Consider the following 20,129-nt stretch of genomic DNA (forward strand, 5'->3'; position numbering starts at 1 on the left):
TGTCTCAATACAACGCAGTCGGCGTTGCGAAACTTGTAGTAGAACATCCGGTAACCTGATTACCGGACTGGGTTCGACAGCTGACCAGCACTCGGAGGCGACGTCCGATGGCCAGTGGTTGGGGAGGTTCGATTCCTTCATCTACAACTTGGGTGGATCGTGTGAGGAGGGAAATACCGGGACGTATCTGGGTGGGTGCGTCCTTCAATAGAGGCGGCATCTGGGTGGGTGCCGCCTTTTTTGTGTCCTTTTGCCAGCAAGTTGGCAATTTTAAGGACGTCCGCAACCAAAAATGATAATGGGGCACAAGCAGCAGCATTTCGGTAATGACGCTGAAAGCCGGCCTTCGTTGCCTAGGTTGATATTAAAATACCTATAAGACTATCAATTTAGCAGTAAGTACTTCCTACTGACGCCAATAAAAAAATTGAGCACCCCAACTTGAGGTGCTCAAATGACGGAATTGTTACCGCGGCAGCCCGGCTCATTTATAGATCAGCACTTGCGTTTGGCCGTCGGCTTTGATGTAACCGCGGTACATGCCTTCGCTGTTGAAAGGCATCGTAAAGTTGCCTTGGCGGTCCAGCCCGATGAGGCCGCCGTCGCCGCCTAGTTTGGCTACTTTGTCCAGGGTTGCCTGCGCCGCCGCGGCCAGCGGCGCGTGGCCGTACTCCATGCGGGCGGCGATGTCACGGGCCACGGTACTGCGGATGAAATACTCCCCCCAGCCGGTGCAGGAAACGGCGCAGGTTTGGTTGTCGGCATAGGTGCCCGCGCCTATAATGGGCGCGTCGCCCACGCGGCCGTAGCGCTTGTTGGTCATGCCGCCGGTGCTAGTGGCGGCGGCGAGGTTGCCGTACTGGTCGAGGGCCACGGCGCCGACGGTGCCGTACTTCCGGCCTTCGGTAAAAATGGGCGGCTCGGCGTAGCTGCCAGGCTTACCGGCCTTTAGCTTCACTTTGCTTTTGGCCGGCGCGGGCGCGGCCGGCTTCTGGGTAGGCGTGTTCAACTGGTCGGGCACTGCGCCTTTCTCTGCGGCCAAGGCTTTTTGCAGCTGCTGGTAGCGGGCCTCGGTGCGGAAGTAGCTAGGATCCACGAGGTCCAGGCCCTTCTCGCGGGCAAACTGCTCGGCCCCAGGGCCCATCAGCATCACGTGTTCCGACTTTTCCATTACGGTCCGCGCCGCCGTAATGGGGTTGCGCACCACCGTGATGCCGGCCACGGCCCCAGCCTTTAGTGTCTGGCCGTCCATAATGGCGGCATCCAGCTCATTGCGGCCGTCGTGGGTGAACACGGCGCCCTTGCCGGCATTGAACAACGGGGAATCTTCCATAAACCGCACCGTCGCCTCGACGGCGTCGAGGGAGGTACCGCCTCGTTTGAGCACGGCATACCCGGTTTGCAGGGCTTGGTTGAGGGCTTCGGTGTAGGCCTTTTCCTTCTCGGGGGTCATGTTTTGGCGCGTGATGGTGCCCGCCCCCCCGTGAATGACCAAAGTAATGCGCGACGGATCGGGCGCGGCAGAGGTTTGGGCGGCGGCCGGCAAAACGGGGGCGAGCAGGACGGCACCCAGCAGCAGGAGCTTGTGGAGCATGGCGAAACGAAAAAGGTCCGCCCCGCCGACCGGGCAAACCGGAGGCGGGGCGGGCAAAAGATAACAGGAAAGCCCCAGAAGCCGGGAGCCCAGCGCCCAGGCTTAGCGGTTGGCCACGGCCTGGTGCTGCCGACGGTAATTGGCCAAGCCCGCGTCGAGAAACTTCACGAAGCTGGCGACGTCGGGCTCGTAGGCCACGGGCGGCGTCAGCACGTGGGCCAGGTCGGCGGGGGCGCTGGGGTCGAGCAGCACGTAGTAGGGCTGGGCGTTGACGTTGAAGCCGGCCAGCTGCAAGTCGGCGTTTTTCTTGCCGAGCGTGGTTTTCTGCTTGCCGTCGTACTTGGAGGTGTACCACTCCGGCCGGGGCAGTTCGGCTTTGTCGTCGACGTACAGGGCTACCACCACGAAATTGTCGCGCAGGCGCTGCAGTACCTGCGGGTCGCTCCACACGGTGGCCTCCATCTTCCGGCAGTTCACGCAAGCGTGGCCGGTGAAGTCGATGAACAGGGGCTTGTTCTGGGCCTGGGCGCAGCGCTGGGCCTGGGCCAAATCAAAGTATCCGGGTAGGCCGTGCGGCAGTTCCAGGAAGTCGGCGTAGCGGGCCGGCTCGCAGGCGGTGGGCAGGGCAGCAGTAGCAGCGACGGGCGCAGCCGGGGCCGCCAGAGTGAAGTCCTGGCGCGTCTGGGGCGGCAAGTAGCCGGCCAGCAGCGGCAGCGGCGCCCCGAATAATCCGGGCACCAGGTAGGTCATGAAGCCGAAAGCCAGCACGGCCATCAGCAGGCGCCCCACGCTTAGGTGGGTCAGGTCGGAGTCGTGGGACAGGCGGAACAAGCCCAGCAGGTACAGCCCCAGCAGGCCGGATAAGGCAATCCAGAGCACGAGGTACAGGTCGCGGGGGAGCAGGTGCCAGTGGTAGGCCAGGTCGGCCATGCTCAGGAATTTCAGGGCCAGCATCAGCTCCACGAAGCCTAGCACCACCTTCACCGTGTTCAGCCAGCCGCCCGAGCTGGGCAGGCCTTTCAGCCACGTCGGGAACAGGGCAAACAGCATGAACGGCAGCGCGAAGGCCAGGGAGAAGCCTAGCATGCCCACCACCGGCTGCACCCGTTCGCCTTGGGCCGCCATGGTGAGAATGGACGCCACGATGGGCCCGGTGCAGCTGAACGACACCACCACCAGCGTCAGGGCCATGAAGAACACACCGGCCCAGCCGCCGCGGTCGGCCTGCGCGTCGATTTTGTTGACCACGCCGTGGGGCAGCGTTATTTCGAACAAGCCCAGGAAGGACAGTCCGAACACCACGAACACCACGAAGAAAATCAGGTTGGGCAGCCAGTGCGTGCTGATGAGGTTCAGCCCGTCGGCGCCGAGCAGCACGGTGGTCAGCAGGCCCACCACTACGTAAATGAAAATGATGGAGAAGCCGTAGAACAGCGCCTTCAGAATGCCCTGCTGCCGGCTGGCCGAACCCTTGGTGAAGATGGACACCGTCATCGGAATCAGCGGGAACACGCAGGGCGTGAGCAGCGCGCCCAAGCCCGAGATAAACGCAAGCAGGGCAAAGCCCCAAAGGCTTCCGCCGCTGGTCGGCACCGCCGCCGCGGCGGCCGGCGGTGCGGGCTGGTCGACTACCACCGGTGCCGCCTCGGCCACTGCCGCCGTCGAATCGGTTGAATTGGTCGTCGCGGCCGCGGGAGCCGCCGCCACGGCCGTCGTTTCAGGCTGCGCGGTGGCCGGGGCGGCAGTCATGGCGGGGGCGGCGGTAGCCACGGGGGCGGCCGTGGTAGCCGCAGGCGCACCCGGAGCCGCGGCAATTGCTTTGGCCGGGGCCGCCTTGCCACTCACCGTTACCGGGCCGAAGCTCAGCGCGTCCTCGCCCGGGATGCAGCGGCCGTCCACGTCGGTGCAGGTCTGGTATTCCACCGTGGCCTTGACGGTCAGCGGGCCGGGCTGCAGCACGCGGATGCGCTGGCGGATCTGGCCGGTGGTTTCGAAGTAACTAATGTCGCCCTTGAAGACGGTGTCGTACTTTTTCTTGGTGCCCACCGATTTGGGCGCGCCAACGACCTCGTAGGCCGGACTTTTGGCCCAGGTGAAGGCAAAGACCGTGGGGCCGAGGTCGGGGTCGAAGTCGGTGGCGTAGAGGTGCCAGGTCGGGTCGATGCGGGCATTGACAATGAGCTCCACCTCGTCGCCGACGTTGGCGGTGGCGGGGCTGACGGTGGTACTCAGCTTGGTGGGCGTGAGCACCTGGGCAGTAGCGGGCCCGCCCACCAGCAGCGGTAGGACCAAGCTCAGCCACAAGACGATTCGCAAAAACATAGGGAATTCGGAATTTCCGCAGAAGAAACAAAGTTACGCTAACCGTTGCATCCCGCCCCCGGACACCTTGTCCGAACCGCTTAGGTGGATTCTCGTACTTTTGTAGCATACAGCGACGGACCCGCGGGTGCCGGCCGCCGCTGACTATATGGGCTTAAACATACTTTGGACGCTTCTGTTGGTGGCCGCGAACGGTTTTTTCGTTGCTGCCGAATTTGCCTTAGTCAAGGTTCGAACGTCTCAACTAGAACTGCGGGCGCAAGAGGGCAACCGCTGGGCCAAGCTCACGCTGGGTCTCGTCCACAAGCTGGACGCCTATTTATCGGCCACGCAGTTGGGCATCACGCTGGCCTCGCTGGCCCTGGGCTGGGTGGGCGAAGAAGTCATGGCCGAGCTGGTCCTGACCGTGCTGCCTTACCTCGGCGTGGAACACGTGCTGGCCAAGTTTGACATCGTCCTCAACGAGGCGCTGGCCCACCGCATTGCCATTCCGATTTCGTTTGCCCTGATTACCATTATGCACATCGTGCTGGGCGAGCTGGTGCCCAAGTCGCTGGCCATTCAGCGGTCGGAGGCCGTGAGTATGGTCGTGTCGGGGCCGCTGAAGGTGTTCTACAAGGTCTTCTCCCCCATCATTGGGCTAATGAACCTGCTGAGCAACGCCATCCTGCGCCTGTTCGGTATTCAGCCGGCTTCGGAGCACGAGGTGCACACGGCCGAGGAACTGCGCCTGCTCATCGACCAGAGCAAGCAAAGCGGCGAAATTCAGGAGTCGCAGCACGAGCTGATCGAAAACGTGTTTCAGTTCAACGACCGGATGGTCAAGCAAATCATGGTGCCGCGCACCCGGATTTCGGCCATCGACGTGAGCTGCTCAGAAGAGGAAATTGTGGAAGCGGCCTTCAACGAGGGCTTCTCGCGCATTCCCGTCTACGAAAGCAACATCGACAACATCGTGGGCATTCTGTACGTGAAGGACCTCTTCGCCCTGATTCGGCGGGGCGACCCAATCAACATTGCTCAGATCATGCGCCCGGCCTTCTTCGTACCCGAAACCAAGAAGATCAACCGCCTGCTGCGTCAGTTCCAGCGCAAGCACCTGCACATGGCCATCGTGTCCGACGAATTCGGCGGCGTGTCGGGCATTGTCACCATCGAGGACATCATGGAGGAGCTGGTGGGCGAAATCCAGGACGAGTACGACAACGAGGTGCCGGTGGTGGAAAAGGTATCGGAGCTGGAGTACCGCGTGGCCGCCTCCACCGCCATTCCCGACGCCAACGAGTTTCTGCCCTTCCCCCTGCCCGAAGGCGACGACTACGAAACCGTGGGCGGCTTGGTCAACGTGATTTACGGCACCATTCCCGAAATCGGCGACCTGGCCGTGTTCGAGAACTACGAATTTCGCATCCTGAACCGCTCGCGCCGGGCCGTAGAGCTGGTGCAGCTGCGCGTGCTGGAGCCCGCCGAGCGCGAGGCCGCCGGCGAGCTGCCCGACCTGGAAGAGTAACCCGGGAATGGTCCGAAACAACAAACGCCCGCTTTAGCCTAGGCTAAAGCGGGCGTTTTGCTTGTTGGCAAGGCGTTACTCCTTGTTCTTTTTGTTGTTGCCCATGTCCTCGAAGGTCTTGGCGTACTCGCCGTTCTTGGGCTTCAGGTCGCCGGTGATGATGAGCACCAAGTCGATGGTGGTCAGCACGGCCAGCACGAGGAAGGGAATAATCAGCCAGCTGGTCAGCAGCAGGGCGATGTAGAGCAACCCGCGGCCGGTGTAGCCGAGGTAGAAGCGGTGCACCCCGAAGATGCCCAGGAAGATTTCCAGCAGCAGGGCTGTCAGTTGGCTTTTGCCCTCGGCGGCCGGAGCCGCGGCCGCCTGGCGGCGCGCCTGCTTCACAGCCTGCCGGACCTCGCGGTGCAGGGCCTTGCGGGTGGCGGGCGCCACGGCGTTGGCGGCCCCTGGCACCGTCACCGGAGCGGCCGGGCGGCTAGGCGCGGCGGCCGGGCGTGCAGCGGGGGCAGCAGGGGCGGCAGAGGCCATGAGGTCGGCGGCCGGGGCGGCGGGGGCCGGCGGCGCTATTGCCTCCATAGTGGCCGGTGCGGGAGCCTCGACGGCTACGGCGTGATAAGCGGAAGGCGCGGGCGTAAAGGCGTACTGCGCACGGCTGCACGAGGCGAAGGTGGCTACGGCCAGTAGCAAAGCGGCCGTACGGGCGGAGAAGTGGTTCATGCCCGAGAGAGTAGCGGCTCAGCGGAAAGGTTGTTTCGGCGCCCGATGATTTTGCCCCGTTGCCGGCCTTAGGCCGGGTTTTCGCGCAGCCAGCCGGCGTACATCACGTAGTTGTCGGCGGTGCGGGCAATGGTGTCGAGCTGGGCCTCGCTGACGGGTTTGACTTTTTTGGCGGGTACGCCGGCGTAGAGGTAACCCGGTTCGCAGTGGGTGTTTTCGAGCACCACGGCCCCGGCCGCAATGATGCAGCCCCGGCCCACGACGGCGTGGTCCATCACGATGGCGCCCATGCCAATCAGCACGTCGTCGTCTACCGTGCAGCCGTGCACGATGGCCCGGTGCCCGATGCTCACCCGCGCCCCGATGGTGGTGGCGGCCCGCTCGTAGGTACAGTGAATGATGGCCCCGTCCTGAATGTTGGTCTTCTCCCCTATCCGGATGCGGTTCACGTCGCCGCGCACCACGGCGTTGAACCACACGGTGCAGTCCGGGCCAAGCACCACGTCGCCGATAAGGGTGGCGTTGTCGGCCACGTAGCAGTTGGGGCCGATTTCGGGCTGAACGCCGCGGACGGGCAGGATAAGCGCAGGCATAAGCGGATGGGAAAAAGGAAACGCGCCGGGGCGGCTTCCGGATGAGCGTACTTTTGCGGCGGCTGCGGCGGCTGGCGCGGCCGGACCATCCCGGTGTACCGGCCACAAATATGCGCCCCAACGGCCCGCGCCCGCGCTAACTCGCCCACCAAATGCAACAAGTCCCGGTTTATTCGCTGGAGTCCGACGCCGTCGTTGGCAACGCCCAGTTCCGGCTGTACCACTACGAGGGCACGCTGCCGAACCAAGCGGAATTGCTGGTACCGCACCGCAAAGACCACTACCTGATTGTGTTTATCCGGCGCGCGGGCACCCGCCAATGGGTCGATATGACGCCGTACGTGCTCCAAGACAACACCGTCTATTTCACCAATCCCAGCCAGGTTATCGTCAAGGAGGAATTCAAGCAGCTCTGGAGCACGGGCCTGGCGTTTACCGACGAGTTTCTCGCCTGGCAGGAAAACGCGGCCTTGGGCCAGCTGCCGCTGCTGCTGAATCCGCACAACGGCTTCGAGCTGCTGCTCACGCCCGCGGATGTGGCCTTCGTCGAGGAAAGCCTTGCCCGCATTGCGGCGGAATACCGTACGCCCGGCGAATGGCAGCAGCGCCTGCTGGCGGCCCACGTCACGGTGCTGCTCACCTACCTGAGCCGCCTCTACGCCCAGCAGTTTCCGGCGCAGCCGGTGTCGGCCGACCAAGCGCTGCTGAAGGCGTTTCAGGCGAAAATCAACGAGTGCTTTCGGGAGCGGCACGAAGTCGGCGACTACGCCGCGCTGCTGCACGTGTCGGCCGGACACCTGAGCGAAGTGGTGAAACGGCAGAGCGGCCGCCCGGCCATCAAGCACATCCACGCGCGGCTGGTCTTGGAAACCCGGCGCCTGCTCGTGCACACTTCCAACTCGCTTAAGGAAATTGCCTTCGACCTGGGCTTTTCGGATGCCTCCTACTTCACGCGCTTTTTCAAGCGCGAAACCGGCGCCACGCCCGCCGAGTACCGCGACCAGGTGCGGAAAATGTACCAGTAATGCCGCCGAATGTGTAAGCCCTGGACGGCGGGGCAGCTCTAGGTTTGCAGGGTCATTTACACCCCTCCTCCATGAAGACCGCACTAGTTACCGGCGCCAACAAAAGCATCGGATTCGAAGCCGCCAAGCAGCTGTTGCAGCAAGGCTACTATGTATACCTGGGCTGCCGGGATGCGCGCAAAGGCGAGCAGGCCGCCGCGCAGCTCCGGGCCGAGGGCCTCGCTCAGGTCGAACCCCTGCTGCTTGACGTCGACGACCCGGCGTCCGTCCGCGCCGCCCGCGCCGCGCTGGGCCGCAAAACCCAGACGCTGGACGTGCTCATCAACAACGCCGGCATGAGCGGGGGCATGCCTCCGCAGCCGGCCCTGGGTACGGACCCCGCCGTATTTAAGCAGGTGTTCGAAACCAATTTTTTCGGCGTCATCGAAGTTACCCAGGCATTTGCCGACCTGCTGCGGGCGGCGCCGGCCCCGCGCATCGTCAACGTTACCTCGGGCCTGGGCTCCCTCACGGCTCAGAGCGACCCGGCGTGGAAGTACTACGCCGTGAAGCCCGCCGCCTACGTGGCCTCCAAAGCCGCCCTGAACGCCTACACCATCGTGCTGGCCCACGAGCTGCGCGATACGGCTTGCAAGGTCAACGCCGTTGATCCGGGCTACACCGCCACGGACTTCAACCACCACTCCGGCCCCGGCACCGTGTCGGACGCCGCGGCGCGGGTGGTGAAGGCCGCCACGCTGGGCGCCGACGGCCCGACGGGCCAGTTCTTCAGCGACGACAACGCCCCGGACACCGGCATCAGCCCCTGGTAATCGAGCCTTGACAGAACACCGCCGCATCGGAAAGCCGGTGCGGCGGTGTTGTTTCCGGGCCACCCGAACGTGGCGGGTTGCGCCGGGGCCAAGCCACAATGTCGGCCGGCTTCTGCGCCAGCCGTACGACCGGGCCGGCACTTAACGGGTCAGCATTCGTTTCCAGGTCCCCTTGTACCAGTTGTATTTGAGCGTACTCGGCAGGGCCTGCCAGAAGTACTTGCTGGTTTCCACGGCGAAGCTGGGCTGCATGTAGCAGTTGATGGTGCAGCCCTCGCACTCGGGCAGACGGCCTTCCAGCGCGGCCAGCTGCTGCACCGGCTCGGAGCGGTACAGCTCGTGCAGCTTGCCCTCGATGGGGAAGCTCTTGGCGCCGAGGTGGTAGCACGGCAGCACCAGCTCGTTCTGGGGCGAAATAACCAGGGTGGTGCTGGCGGCCCGGCACACCGGCGCGGCCACGTGGTTGCCCCCGTCGCGCCGCAGCTCGATGAAGGCTTCGTTCAAGTACACCCCCGGCCGCTTGCCGAAGGCCGAGAGGTAATCCAGCTCGGCCTCGGTCAGCCGTTCCCCGGCGTCCACGGCGTTGTACTCGAAGGCGGGGTTGAGCAGCAGCATCAGGCCGTTGGGCTGGGTGATGTCGCGGTACACCGCTTCGAGCTGGTCGAGGTTCTGGCGAAAGACGGTGAAGAGAATGTCCGGCCGCTCGCCCAGCTCCTTGGCCACGCGGATGCTCTCGAGCACGAAATCGTAGCAGGCCACGCCCCGGCCCCGGTCGTGCTGCTCCCGGTCGGCCGAATCGAGCGAAAAGTGCAGCATGTCGACCTTGCCGCGCAGCCGCTCGGCGTATTTCGGGTACAGCAGGCCGTTGGTGGTGACGGTGGTGATAAAGCCCAGCTCGCGGGCCAGGCCCAAAAACTCCGGCAACTGCCGGTGCAGCAGCGGCTCGCCCCCGGTAAAATCCACCACCGATACGCCCAGGCGCTTCAGGTCGCGCAGGTTCTGCTCGACGTCGGCCAGCTGAATGTAGGGCGAGGGTTTCTCCCAGATGTCGCAGAACGAGCACTTCGCATTGCACCGGTAGGTGACGTAGTAGTTGCACAGAACCGGGTGACGAACGAGGCGCATGGGCTGATTGGCGGCTTCAGGACTTGCAAGCTACAAGCTTTTCCCCGCGCGTTTGTTTGCCAACCACGGCCGCACCGGCCGTCATTGTGAGCGAAGCGCGGCAATCCTTCCTCCAGCAGCACCGTAGTTACAATACTTGCTACCCGAAAGCAGCACCGCCCGAAATATGCAGACGCAAGGGGTTCGGGCCTTCTTGTTCTGGTGGCATTCCGACTTCTGCCAGTAGCGGCGTCGTGCCGCGAGAGGAAGGATTGCTTCGTCGTGACGCCTCGCAATGACTACCAGGTGGACGGCTGCGGCAGGGTACTACGCTCGGCGCCCTGCCCATTTAGTGCAGCTTCTCCCCCGTCCATTCCGGCGCCACGGCGGCCAGGTCAGCCGCCGTGGCGGGGCCGTAGTGCTCCAGGTAGTAGTTGCAGATGCCCTTGAGCGGGCAGGCCGAGCAGTTGGGTTTGCTGAAAAAGCAGATGTGTTGGCCCAGCCAGTAGTTGTGCTTGTGAAAGTTCAGCAGCACCTCGGCGTCGGGCGGCAACTGGGCCAGCAGCACCTGATGCGCCTTTTCCACCGACACTTTGGGCCCGATCAGGCCCACGCGCTGGGCCACGCGGTGCACGTGCGTATCGACGGGCAACACCGGCTTCTGAAAATTGAAGAGCAGCACCAACGACGCCGTTTTCAGCCCGATGCCGGGCATGTCGGTCAGCCAAGTCAGGCCGCGCTCCACCGGCCAACCGGCCAGCGCGTCCAGGGAATATTCCCCGAACTCGGCGTGAATGCGGCGCAAAATTTCCTGGATGCGCGGCGCCTGCGTGTCGGGCCAGCGCGTGGTGCGGATGGCGCGAGCCAGCTCCGCGGTGGGCGCCTCCACCACGCCCTGCCAGTCGCCAAAAGCCTCCAGCATTCGGTCGTAGGCCAGCTCTTCGTCGCGGTGCGTGGTGCGGTGCGAGAGAACGGTACTGATTAGCTCGCGCATGGGCGTGCGGCGCTGCCCGGGCGGCACCGGCCCGTAAAAGGCGTGCAGGATGCGGTGGTCTTCTAGTGTTTTGGCGGCGGGCGGCAGGGTATAGGCGGCGGTGAGGGCGGTGATGGGCATACGCCGGTGTACCGCCGCGGCGCGGCCGGGGTTGCACGGGGCCGAGGGTGCGCGGCCGGCCAAAAAAAATCCGGCGGCTCCACCTGATGGGGAGCCGCCGGACAGCAGCGGGACTACGGCGTTGGCCGGCCCGGCTTAGATGGTGCCTTTCTCGGCAGCTTTCTTCAGCTTTTCGTTGGCGTAGATGGCTACTTCCACGCGGCGGTTCTGCGAGCGGCCGGCTTCGGTCGAGTTGTCAGCCACCGGCTGCTTCGAGCCGTAGCCTTTCACTTCGAAGCGCGAGGACTCCACGCCTTGGTTGATGGCGTAGTTGGCCACGGCCTGGGCGCGGCGCACCGACAGCGGGTCGTTGATGGCGTCGGTGCCGGTGTTGTCGGTGTGGCCTTCGATCAGCACGTTGGTGTCACCGTACTTCTTCAGCGTAGTGGCCAGCGTCCCGATGTTTTCCTGGGCGGCAGCGGTCAGCTCCGAGGAGTTCTTGGCGAACAGGATGCCCGAAGCGAAGGTGATTTTGATGCCTTCACCCACGCGCTCTACTTTGGCGCCGGCCATGTCGCGGCGCAGCTCTTCGGCTTGCTTGTCCATGCGGCGGCCGATGAGGGCACCAGCGCCACCGCCCACGGCGGCCCCAATGACGGCGCCTACGGCCGTGCCTTTCTTGCCACCGATTACGCGGCCCAACACGGCGCCGCCGGCGGCCCCGCCCAAGCCCCCGATGATACCGCCCTTAGCGGTTTTGCTCATACCCTTCTTCTGGGTGGTCGTCGTCTGGGCTTCCGATACGGCCGAGGTCAGCAGCAGCACGAAGGCCAGCAGGAAGGCGAGCGAGGAACGAAGCTTGTTCATTGTATTGTGGTTTTCTGGTTGGTGAGGTGAGAGAAGCAAGTGGAAAAAGGAAGTGTGGAGCGTCTCTCGCTGACCGGGGTTTTGCAACCACCTTGCCAAAGCGGACGACGCCACGCCAGAAAGCGCGCATTACGCTGATTATCTGGCCAATAATTTTCTGTTTTTCGACAATCCAGCGCGTTTCGCCGGCCCTTAGTCGGCCAAATATAACACCGGAATTGACTCCGCCGCCAGCCGTTAGGCGTGCCCTTCAACGCCGGGGCGTTACTAAATGTTGTACTAATTGGGCGAAACTAAAAAAGGCCGTTCTGATTGCAGAACGGCCTTTTCTGGAGTAACTAACTGAGATGCATCCAATTATCATGCCCTCAGCTATGATTTACGCGGTTTCGTCCCGCTAGCAGCTTATTTCTTGTACGCTTGGTAGCGCACCGGGTCTTTCTTTTTGTCGCGCTTGCGGCCAATAACGGCCCCGCCCACGGTGCCTGCCGCGGCCCCGATCAAGGCGCCCTTGCCGCCGCCAACCACCGCGCCGGTGGCCGCGCCGGCACCGGCACCGATGGCGGCACCCTTGGCTTTGCCGCTCCAGGTACCGGGCTTGGTTACTTTCGATTGGGCCTGGGCCGACGAGGCGCCGCCCAGTAGGGCTACCGACAGCACGGCAGCAACGATTCCTTTATGCAAGTTCATGGCGTTTCAGAGTTAGGGCCCGCCGTCGAATGGGGAAATAGCGGGCTGTTTGGACTTAAAACGCAAGGCACCGGGGCCAGGGTTACAACCCCAACGGTATTTCGGCTTCATCAAGTAACGCCACAACAAAAGAGCCGCCCCAGCGGGGCGGCTCTTGCCATAAGAAGCTGAATGTCGGGCGCTTTACAGCTGACCCTTCTCGGCTGCTTTCTTCATTTTCTCGTTGGCGTAGATGGCAATTTCCACGCGGCGGTTGGCCTGCTTGCCCTCCGCCGTAGCGTTGTCGGCTACCGGCTGCGACGAGCCGTAGCCCTGCGTGGTGATGCGCGAGGACTCCACGCCCTGCTGAATGGTGTAGTTGGCCACGGCCTGGGCGCGACGCTCCGACAGCGGCTGGTTGATGGCGTCCGAACCGGTGTTGTCCGTGTGGCCTTCCACCAGTACGTTGGTATCGGGGTACTTCTTGAGCACGGCGGCCATGTTCTGGATTTCGGTCATCGACGCCGGGCGCAGGTCCGATTTGTTGGTGTCGAACAGAATGCCCGAGTCGAAGGTGATTTTGATGCCTTCACCCACGCGCTCCACGCGAGCGTTTTTCATGTCGCGCTGCAGCTCTTCGGCCTGCTTGTCCATTTTGCGGCCGATGACGGCCCCGGTGGCGCCGCCCACGGCCGCGCCCGTAATGGCCCCGATGGCCGTACCCGATTTGCCGCCGATGACGCGGCCCAGTACGGCGCCCGCTGCAGCACCGGCGCCGGCGCCGATGACGCCGCCTTTGGCCGTGCGGCTCATGCCGTCTTTGCGCTGGCCCGTGCCGTTGGAGTCCGGCAAGCTGCCTCCGCCCGCCGTCTGCGACGATTTGCAGGAGCTGAAGGCCAGCGTGAACATCAGGAGCAAGGCAAGCAATGAATTGAATGATTTCATGGTGTCAGTGAAAAGTGGGAGGTTGGAGAGAGAACTTAGTTGGCCTTTACCCGGTCCGGGCCGAAAAGGTTGGGCTAACATAGAAAGCGCTTAATACTCTAGCCTTTCCAGTTCGCTCGGCGCAGGGCCGAAAACGACAAACCCCGCCCGGCTGCCGGAGAAGCAGCCAAGCGGGGTTATCCAACAAGTATGCCGAACCGGCTTAGCGCGCCGCCGGCTCGGCCGGCACGGTGGCCGGGCGCAGCATGTGCAGCAGGTCGGTGAGCTTCTGTTTCAGCTCTTTGCGGTCGACGATGAAATCGAGGAAGCCGTGCTCCAACACGAACTCGGCGCTTTGGAAGCCCTTGGGCAGGTCTTTGCCGATGGTTTCTTTAATCACGCGGGGACCGGCAAAGCCGATGAGGGCACCGGGCTCCGAGATGTTGAAGTCGCCGAGCATGGCGTAGGAGGCCGTCACGCCGCCGGTGGTGGGGTCAGTGAGCAGCGAGATATACGGGATGCCCGCTTCGGCCAGCAATGCCAGCTTGGCCGAGGTTTTGGCCATCTGCATCAGGGAATAGCCGGCTTCCATCATGCGCGCGCCGCCCGATTTGCTGATCATCAGGAAGGGCACGCGGTTTTGGCGGGCGTAGTCGATGGCGCGGGCAATTTTCTCGCCCACCACCGAGCCCATGGAGCCGCCGATAAAGCGGAAGTCCATGCAGGCCACCACCAGTTCCTGCCCGTGCATGGGGCCGTGGGCGGTACGCACGGCGTCTTTCAAGCCGGTGCTGCGCTGCGTGGCGGCAATGCGCTGCGGGTAAGCCTTGGTATCGACAAAGTGCAGCGGGTCGCCGGAGGACAGGTCGGCGTCGAGCTCCGCGAACTGGTTGTTGTCGAAAAGGATTTCGAAGTACTCGGCCGAGTCGATGCGGTCGTGGTAGTTGCACTTGGCGCAGGTGTAGAGCATGCGTCGGTGCTCCCCCATATCGGCCACGGTGCCGCACTCGGGACACTTGTACCACAAGCCGTCGGGGGTTTCCTTTTTCTCCTCCGTGGGGGTGATGATGCCTTTTTCCTGCCGTTTAAACCAAGCCATTATGTTCGGGAACTGAGTCAGATGATGAGGGAACCGCCCGGCGGCGCCGAAGCTAAGTTACGCAGCCGCAGCCGGGAGGGGCCGCTTGGCGCCACAAAAGTAAAGTAGCGGCCGGCTACTTCCCGCATCCGACGCGGGCAAAGCTAATGCGGCCGCGGCCGACAGGCTAAAAAGTCGTCATCCTGAGCGCCGCGAAGGACCTTATCACCGCAGCACGAGTCGTTGTCACGATTATCGTTCACGCGTGATAAGGTCCTTCGCGGCGCTCAGGATGACGGGGGCGCTGGGCTATTTACGCCAGCGTAATCCGCTCGTCGAGGTACACGTCCTGAATGGCGTTGAGCAGGTCCACGCCCTCGGCGAAGGGGCGCTGGAAGGCTTTGCGGCCCGAAATCAGGCCTTGGCCGCCGGCGCGTTTGTTGATGATGGCCGTGCGGATGGCTTCGTCGCGGTCGGTAGCGCCTTTGCTCTCGCCGCCGGAGTTAATCAGCCCGATATGGCCCATGTAGCAGTTGGCCACTTGGTAGCGCGTCAGGTCGATGGGGTTGTCGGAGCTGAGCGTTTCGTACATGGCCTTGTGGGTCTTGCCGAACTTGAGGGCCGTGAAGCCGCCGTTGTTTTCGGGCAGCTTCTGCTTGATGATGTCGGCCCCGATGGTGACGCCCAGGTGGTTGGCCTGCCCGGTGAGGTCGGCCGCCACGTGGTAGTCCTTGTCGGCGGTTTTGAAGGCGTTGTTGCGGGTGTAGCACCAGAGCACCGTGGCCATGCCCAGCTCGTGGGCCCGCTCGAAGGCGGCCGATACTTCCTGAATCTGCCGGCCCGACTCTTCGGAACCGAAGTAAATGGTGGCCCCCACGGCGGCGGCGCCCAGGTTCCAGGCCTCTTCCACCGAGCCGAACATGATCTGGTCGAACTTATTGGGGTAGGTCAGCAGCTCGTTGTGGTTGATTTTGACCAGGAAGGGAATCTTGTGGGCGTACTTGCGCGCCACCGTGCCGAAGGTGCCGAAGGTGGTGGCCACCGCGTTGCAACCGCCTTCCAGGGCCAGCTTGATGATGTTTTCGGGGTCGAAGTACATCGGGTTCGGGCCGAAGGAGGCGCCGGCCGTGTGCTCGATGCCCTGGTCGACGGGCAGGATGCTCATGTAGCCGGTGCCGCCGAGGCGGCCGGAGTTGTAGAGCTGGCCGAGGCTGCGGATGACCTGCGCCGAACGGGAGCTGGGCACGAAGCTGCGGTCGAGAAAATCGGCGCCGGGCAGGTGCAGCTGCTCTTTCGGGATGGTTTTGCACTCGTGCTGCAGCAGCGCTTCGTGGTCGGCGGTGAGCTGGAGGGACGTGGCCATTACGCGGGGAATAAGGAGATGAAACTGGAGGAAAAGGGCGGGCAAATATAGCCCGAAACGCGCCGAGCGCAATCGTTTGCGCCGGCAGCGGAGCGGCTGGTTTGCACGCGCTTGGCCGGCCCCGGCGCCGCGGCGGTTGGAAAGTCTGGTCCGGCGGGGCTACCTTGGCAGGGTCGTACGCCCACGCGCCGGGCCGGGCGCCCGACCCTTTCGATTGTCCGTGAAGAAGTACACCTCCTCCCTCCTGCTGGCCGCCTTGGCCGCCGGCAGCTTTAGCCTACCGGGCTGCGTCACCGCCAAGAAGTACGACGACCTGCGGGCCCGCCAGGCCGCTACCGAGCAGGCCAAAACCACCGCCGAGCGGCAGGCCCGCGAAGCCGTGGCCGAATTGCAGAAAGCCACCAGCCAGCTGGGCGAGCTGCGCCTGGAAAACCGCCGCCTCGTCAACGACTCCACCCAGACCGGCAACGTGCTGCGCCGCACCCAGACCTTGTACCGCGAGCTGAGCGACACCTACGAGAAGCTCATCAAGAACAACGAGAAGGTGCTGGCCAACAAAACCGCCGACTACCAGAAAGTGGCGCAGGATTTGGCCCGCCGCGAAGCCGAACTGGGCGAGTTGTCGGCCAACCTGAACAAGAGCCGCACGGAAATCGACAAGCTGGCCACCGACGTGAAAACGCGGGAACAGCGCTTGGCCGAGCTGGAAAAAGCCCTGGCCGAAAAGGACGCGGCCGTCAGTGCATTGCGCTCCAAAGTCAGCAACGCCCTGCTGGCGTTTAAGTCGAACGAGCTGCAGGTAAAGGTGAAAGACGGCAAGGTGTACGTGTCGTTGTCGGAGCAATTGCTCTTCAAGTCGGGCTCCACCAAAGTCGACCCCAAGGGCCAGGAGGCGCTGACCAAGCTGGCCGCCGTGCTCAAGGAGCAGCGCGACGTGAACGTGGTAGTGGAAGGCCACACCGACAACGTGCCCATCCTGAAGGGCACCGCCGGCATGCAGGACAACTGGGACCTATCGGCCCTGCGCGCCACCGAAATTGCGCGCCTGCTCACCGTGGGCGGCGTGCAACCCGAGCGCGTGACGGCTTCGGGCCGCTCGCAGTACGTGCCCGTGGCCCAGAACGACTCGCCGCAGAACAAGGCCCTGAACCGTCGCACCGAAATTATCCTCACGCCCAAGCTCGACGAGTTGTTCCAGATTCTCGGCACGAATTCGGAGACGGGGAAGTAAGGGCTCCGACGGCTAATTTTCTATTCCAATAGTAAAAGCGCAGCCCTGCTTGGCAACCCGCCGAGCAGGGCTGCGCTTGCTGTTAGGTCCAAACGTCATTGCACGCCCCAGTGGGCAGCAGCCCAGCACTCCGCTGGCAGCGTGCGTGGGCACGGACGGCAACACCGCCGTTGCCTTTCTGCCGGACTAGGAGCTACTAGTAGCTCTTTTTCAACTGCCAATCCGCTGTAAACGGCACAACACGGTAATGCCAAACGCGTTACGTTTGCGTCTGTTGTTTAATCTTTTTCGAATTCTGTTATGCGTCACCTGTACCTGCTTCCGCTTGCCCTGCTGCTACCCGCGGCAGCCCTGGCCTCCCACGACATGGGCGGGCAGATTAGTTACACCTCGCTCGGCGGCAACCAATACCGGGTGCGGATCGAGCACTATTTGGATGCCACCGCATCGGCTTCCCAGTCGCCCCAGGCGCTGATGATGACACTGGTGTGCAAGAAGAACGGCTGTACCAACGGCGGCCCGGGCAGCTTCACGGCCGATGTACAGGGCACCATCACCAATCTGGCCGGCCCAGTTTGCGCCGGGGCACCCGTGCTGATGCTAACCGCCGAAACCACGGTGACGCTGCCGCCCGCCCGGTGGACGTTGAGCGTGGACGCGGAGAACCGCGCCTGGGTTTCTGGCAACCTGACCTCGCCGGATATACGCAGCTTGCACTTGGAAGCTACGCTGTTTAACCTCGTGGCGGCGGATAATACCTCGCCCCGGTTTGCGGATGTTGCGCTGCCGTATGTGGTGCTGGGCCAGGAGCACCGCTCCAGCTTTGCCGCCTTCGATGCCGACGGCGACTCGCTGGCGTATAGCTTGGCGCCGGCCACGTACACGACCATCAATTCTACGCCCCCGGCTTCGTATCCGTGCCCGACCAACATGCCGTACCGCACTTTCCCGGCCGGCACCGCATCCGACGGGGCCACGGGCCAGAGCGGCAGCTATGCCGCCGGGCAGTTTTCGGGGAGTTTCCCGTTTCCCTCGTACCGGGTGGCTAGCGGCGTAGCCACTCCTTGGTTGAATCTAAACACGAGCAGCGGCGAGTTCCGGGCCTTGCCCACCGCGCTGGGCACTTACGCCGTGGCCGTACGCGTGGACGAGTACCGCCGCCTCAATGGCATTCCGGTCCTGATTGGCAGCGTGCTACGCGAAGTGCCCTACACCATTGTGGCCAGCGCCAACCGCAACCCGAGCCTGAGCATGAGTCGTGGCGGCACCACCCTGCCCCTCGGCCAGCCGCTGGCGGTAGCGCCGGGCCAGAACGTGACACTCACCTTCACCGGCTCGGACCCGGACGCCGGCCAGGCGCTACGCCTGAGCAGCGACGTGGCCACGCTGCTACCCGGCGCCACGTTTCAGCCCAACTTGGTTTCGCCCACGGCTCAGTTTAGCTGGCAGGTGCCGGCCACGGCGCCCAACGGCACCTACGCCTTTGCCGTGCGCGTGACCGACAACGCCTGCCCCCTCAACGGCACCGAAGTGCGCACCGTCATGCTGCGCGTCGACAACCGCCTGACCGCCGCCAGCACGCCCGCGCGCCTCGCCATGCCCCTGCCGGCCTTCCCCGTGCCCTTCACCGACCACGTCACATTCCGGCTGCCCGCGGCGCAAGAGCAGGCGGTGCTCATCACCGACGGGCTAGGCCGCGCCGTGGCCCGCCTGCGCAGCCGCCCCGATGGCAGCGTGACCTGGCAGCCCGGACCGGTGGCGGCCGGGGTGTATTTTGCCCGCACCGCCGACGGCCAGCAGGTGGCCCGTCTGGTCAAGGCGGACTAAACACTGGACGCAAGCCTGGCAGTCAACGCCGGTGAGCCCGCTCCAGTGCGGTGCTTGCCGGCGTTTCTCTATTGCCTTTTGCGCGGCAGCCTGCTTCTCGGCGCTGATCAGTCGCCAGCCGCAGCGTGGCCCGCACCAGCCGTCAGCGCGCGAGCGGGCCGGCGGTACTCGGAGTACAGGCAGCGAAACCCCGTCAGCAGGGCCAACGCGAACAAGCCGGCCACCAGTTGCGGGTGCTGCACCAGCCAGGTGGGCTGGTGGTGGTAGTGCCGAAACATGGTTTGCAGGTTCAGCCAGTAGGCCAGCGACGTCAGCGCGTAGGGCCACCAGCGGCGGGTGAGCAGGGCGTAGCTGCCCAAAAACAGCACCGCCGGGTGCCAGTACCGCTCGTGCATCTCGGTGTTGAAAAAGCAGAACACCAACGGTAAGAGTCCGCCGACTAGCAGCACCAGCGGCGCCTCGGCGGCGGTAAACGTGGCGGCCCGCCGGAGTTTTTGCCAGGCCAGCCACGCCACCGGCGCCAGCGCCAGGGCCGAACCGCCGAGCCAAGCCAGCAGCCCCCATTGCCGGTAGCTCAGGCCGAATTTGCGCAGGGTGTCGGGCACCCAAAACAGCGCGTCGGGCATGAGCAGCGTCCACACGTTGAAGGCGTTGACGGTGGTGTAGGGGTACAGGCTAACGGCCGTGAAATTGATGGCCAGAATGCGCGGCAGGTAGTTGTGCTCGCCGCCCCAGATAAACGGCGCCAGCAGCAGCGCCTGCACCGCGGCAGCGGCCCCCACGCCCGTCAGCACCTGCCGCGGCCGGTGGCGCCCGAGCGGCAGCCACAGCAGCCCGAGCAGGGGCAGAAACACAATGGCCTGCAGCTTGGCGTTGAGCGCCAGCACGTAAAGCACCAAGCTGAGCGCCAGCCGCCCGCGCAGGGCCAGCACCACGGCGGCAAAGCTGAGGGCGGTAAAAATGGCGTCGACCTGCTGCCAGACGAGGGTATTGTAGAGGTAGCCCACGTTGAGCAGCAGCCACAGCGCGCCCACGAAGCGCTGCCAGTGGCCGCGCAGCCACGAGGCCGCCAGCAGCGCCCCGGCGAAGTCGAAGAGCAGGGTAAACGCCTTCAGCCCGTGCGAGTACGCCTGAATAGCCCCCTCGCTGCCCGCCAGCCGGCCGAACAACCAGAGGATGTAGTGGTAAAGCGGGTTGTAGTCGAGCGAGGGCAACGCGTACGCATTGCCGAGGCCGTGGCGGAAAATGTGCACGGCCCAGGCCTGCCAGGCAGCCCGGTCGCCCTCGTGGGCGGTGGGGCCGGCCAGGGCCAGCAGCAGGCCGAACAGCAGCGCGTACAGGCCCGCGTGGGCCCCTTTCGGCCACCATTGCGCGCTTCGGCTCGACCACACCCTTTTCAT

At 64.1% G+C, this 20,129-nt stretch carries 17 protein-coding genes; 5 read left to right on the forward strand and 12 right to left on the reverse strand.

Translation table 11 applies throughout. The features are described 5' to 3' along the window. Positions 1–484 precede the first annotated feature (484 nt). Positions 485–1,594, reverse strand: a complete 1,110-nt coding sequence (locus LJ737_RS17910) for an isoaspartyl peptidase/L-asparaginase family protein (protein ID WP_227768117.1) — start codon at positions 1,592–1,594, stop codon at positions 485–487. Positions 1,595–1,696: 102 nt separating this feature from the next. Further along, positions 1,697–3,916: a protein-disulfide reductase DsbD family protein gene (locus tag LJ737_RS17915; protein WP_227768118.1), complete on the reverse strand. Its 2,220-nt coding sequence runs from the start codon at positions 3,914–3,916 to the stop codon at positions 1,697–1,699. Between the two features lie 181 nt (positions 3,917–4,097). Here LJ737_RS17915 and LJ737_RS17920 point away from each other — a divergent pair, with 181 nt between their 5' ends. Further along, positions 4,098–5,426, forward strand: a complete 1,329-nt coding sequence (locus LJ737_RS17920) for a hemolysin family protein (protein ID WP_317206661.1) — start codon at positions 4,098–4,100, stop codon at positions 5,424–5,426. Positions 5,427–5,501: 75 nt separating this feature from the next. Here LJ737_RS17920 and LJ737_RS17925 read toward each other — a convergent pair whose 3' ends face one another. Both LJ737_RS17925 and LJ737_RS17930 read right to left on the reverse strand, forming a co-directional pair. Next, positions 5,502–6,143, reverse strand: coding sequence for a TM2 domain-containing protein (locus tag LJ737_RS17925; RefSeq protein WP_227768120.1), 642 nt, complete (start codon positions 6,141–6,143; stop codon positions 5,502–5,504). A gap of 68 nt (positions 6,144–6,211) precedes the next feature. After that, on the reverse strand, positions 6,212–6,736 hold the full coding sequence (locus LJ737_RS17930) for a gamma carbonic anhydrase family protein (RefSeq protein ID WP_227768121.1): 525 nt from the start codon (positions 6,734–6,736) through the stop codon (positions 6,212–6,214). A 152-nt stretch (positions 6,737–6,888) separates the two neighbouring features. Here LJ737_RS17930 and LJ737_RS17935 point away from each other — a divergent pair, with 152 nt between their 5' ends. Beyond that, complete coding sequence (locus LJ737_RS17935) at positions 6,889–7,761, forward strand: AraC family transcriptional regulator (RefSeq protein ID WP_227768122.1); 873 nt, start codon at positions 6,889–6,891, stop codon at positions 7,759–7,761. A gap of 71 nt (positions 7,762–7,832) precedes the next feature. Then, entirely contained in the window at positions 7,833–8,573 is a 741-nt protein-coding gene (locus tag LJ737_RS17940) for an SDR family oxidoreductase (RefSeq protein ID WP_227768123.1), read from the forward strand. 141 nt (positions 8,574–8,714) lie between these two features. On the opposite strand, the gene LJ737_RS17945 is transcribed toward LJ737_RS17940, so the two are convergent. From LJ737_RS17945 to LJ737_RS17975, 7 genes are all read right to left on the reverse strand, one after another. After that, a complete protein-coding gene (locus tag LJ737_RS17945; RefSeq protein WP_227768124.1) occupies positions 8,715–9,698 on the reverse strand; it encodes a radical SAM protein in 984 nt (327 codons plus the stop codon). A 328-nt stretch (positions 9,699–10,026) separates the two neighbouring features. Then, positions 10,027–10,791, reverse strand: coding sequence for an endonuclease III domain-containing protein (locus LJ737_RS17950; RefSeq protein WP_227768125.1), 765 nt, complete (start codon positions 10,789–10,791; stop codon positions 10,027–10,029). A gap of 135 nt (positions 10,792–10,926) precedes the next feature. Continuing rightward, on the reverse strand, positions 10,927–11,637 hold the full coding sequence (locus LJ737_RS17955; RefSeq protein WP_227768126.1) for a YiaD family glycine zipper/OmpA-like lipoprotein: 711 nt from the start codon (positions 11,635–11,637) through the stop codon (positions 10,927–10,929). Positions 11,638–12,042: 405 nt separating this feature from the next. Next, on the reverse strand, positions 12,043–12,327 hold the full coding sequence (locus LJ737_RS17960; protein ID WP_227768127.1) for a YMGG-like glycine zipper-containing protein: 285 nt from the start codon (positions 12,325–12,327) through the stop codon (positions 12,043–12,045). Between the two features lie 183 nt (positions 12,328–12,510). Continuing rightward, positions 12,511–13,251, reverse strand: a complete 741-nt coding sequence (locus tag LJ737_RS17965; RefSeq protein ID WP_227768128.1) for a YiaD family glycine zipper/OmpA-like lipoprotein — start codon at positions 13,249–13,251, stop codon at positions 12,511–12,513. Between the two features lie 202 nt (positions 13,252–13,453). Beyond that, positions 13,454–14,329 carry an acetyl-CoA carboxylase, carboxyltransferase subunit beta gene (gene accD, locus LJ737_RS17970; RefSeq protein ID WP_227768129.1) on the reverse strand — a complete coding sequence of 292 codons (876 nt, stop codon included), beginning with the start codon at positions 14,327–14,329 and terminating at the stop codon, positions 13,454–13,456. Positions 14,330–14,621: 292 nt separating this feature from the next. Continuing rightward, positions 14,622–15,671 (reverse strand): class I fructose-bisphosphate aldolase, encoded by a 1,050-nt coding sequence (locus tag LJ737_RS17975; RefSeq protein ID WP_227768130.1) that lies wholly within the window; start codon positions 15,669–15,671, stop codon positions 14,622–14,624. A gap of 220 nt (positions 15,672–15,891) precedes the next feature. Between LJ737_RS17975 and LJ737_RS17980 the strand changes: the two genes are divergently transcribed. Then, positions 15,892–16,902, forward strand: coding sequence for an OmpA/MotB family protein (locus tag LJ737_RS17980; RefSeq protein ID WP_227768131.1), 1,011 nt, complete (start codon positions 15,892–15,894; stop codon positions 16,900–16,902). Positions 16,903–17,202: 300 nt separating this feature from the next. After that, positions 17,203–18,729, forward strand: coding sequence for a hypothetical protein (locus LJ737_RS17985; RefSeq protein WP_227768132.1), 1,527 nt, complete (start codon positions 17,203–17,205; stop codon positions 18,727–18,729). Between the two features lie 107 nt (positions 18,730–18,836). Here LJ737_RS17985 and LJ737_RS17990 read toward each other — a convergent pair whose 3' ends face one another. After that, positions 18,837–20,129 carry a putative hexosyltransferase gene (locus LJ737_RS17990; protein ID WP_227768133.1) on the reverse strand — a complete coding sequence of 431 codons (1,293 nt, stop codon included), beginning with the start codon at positions 20,127–20,129 and terminating at the stop codon, positions 18,837–18,839.

Source organism: Hymenobacter sp. 15J16-1T3B (assembly GCF_020711235.1).
Lineage (GTDB): Bacteria > Bacteroidota > Bacteroidia > Cytophagales > Hymenobacteraceae > Solirubrum.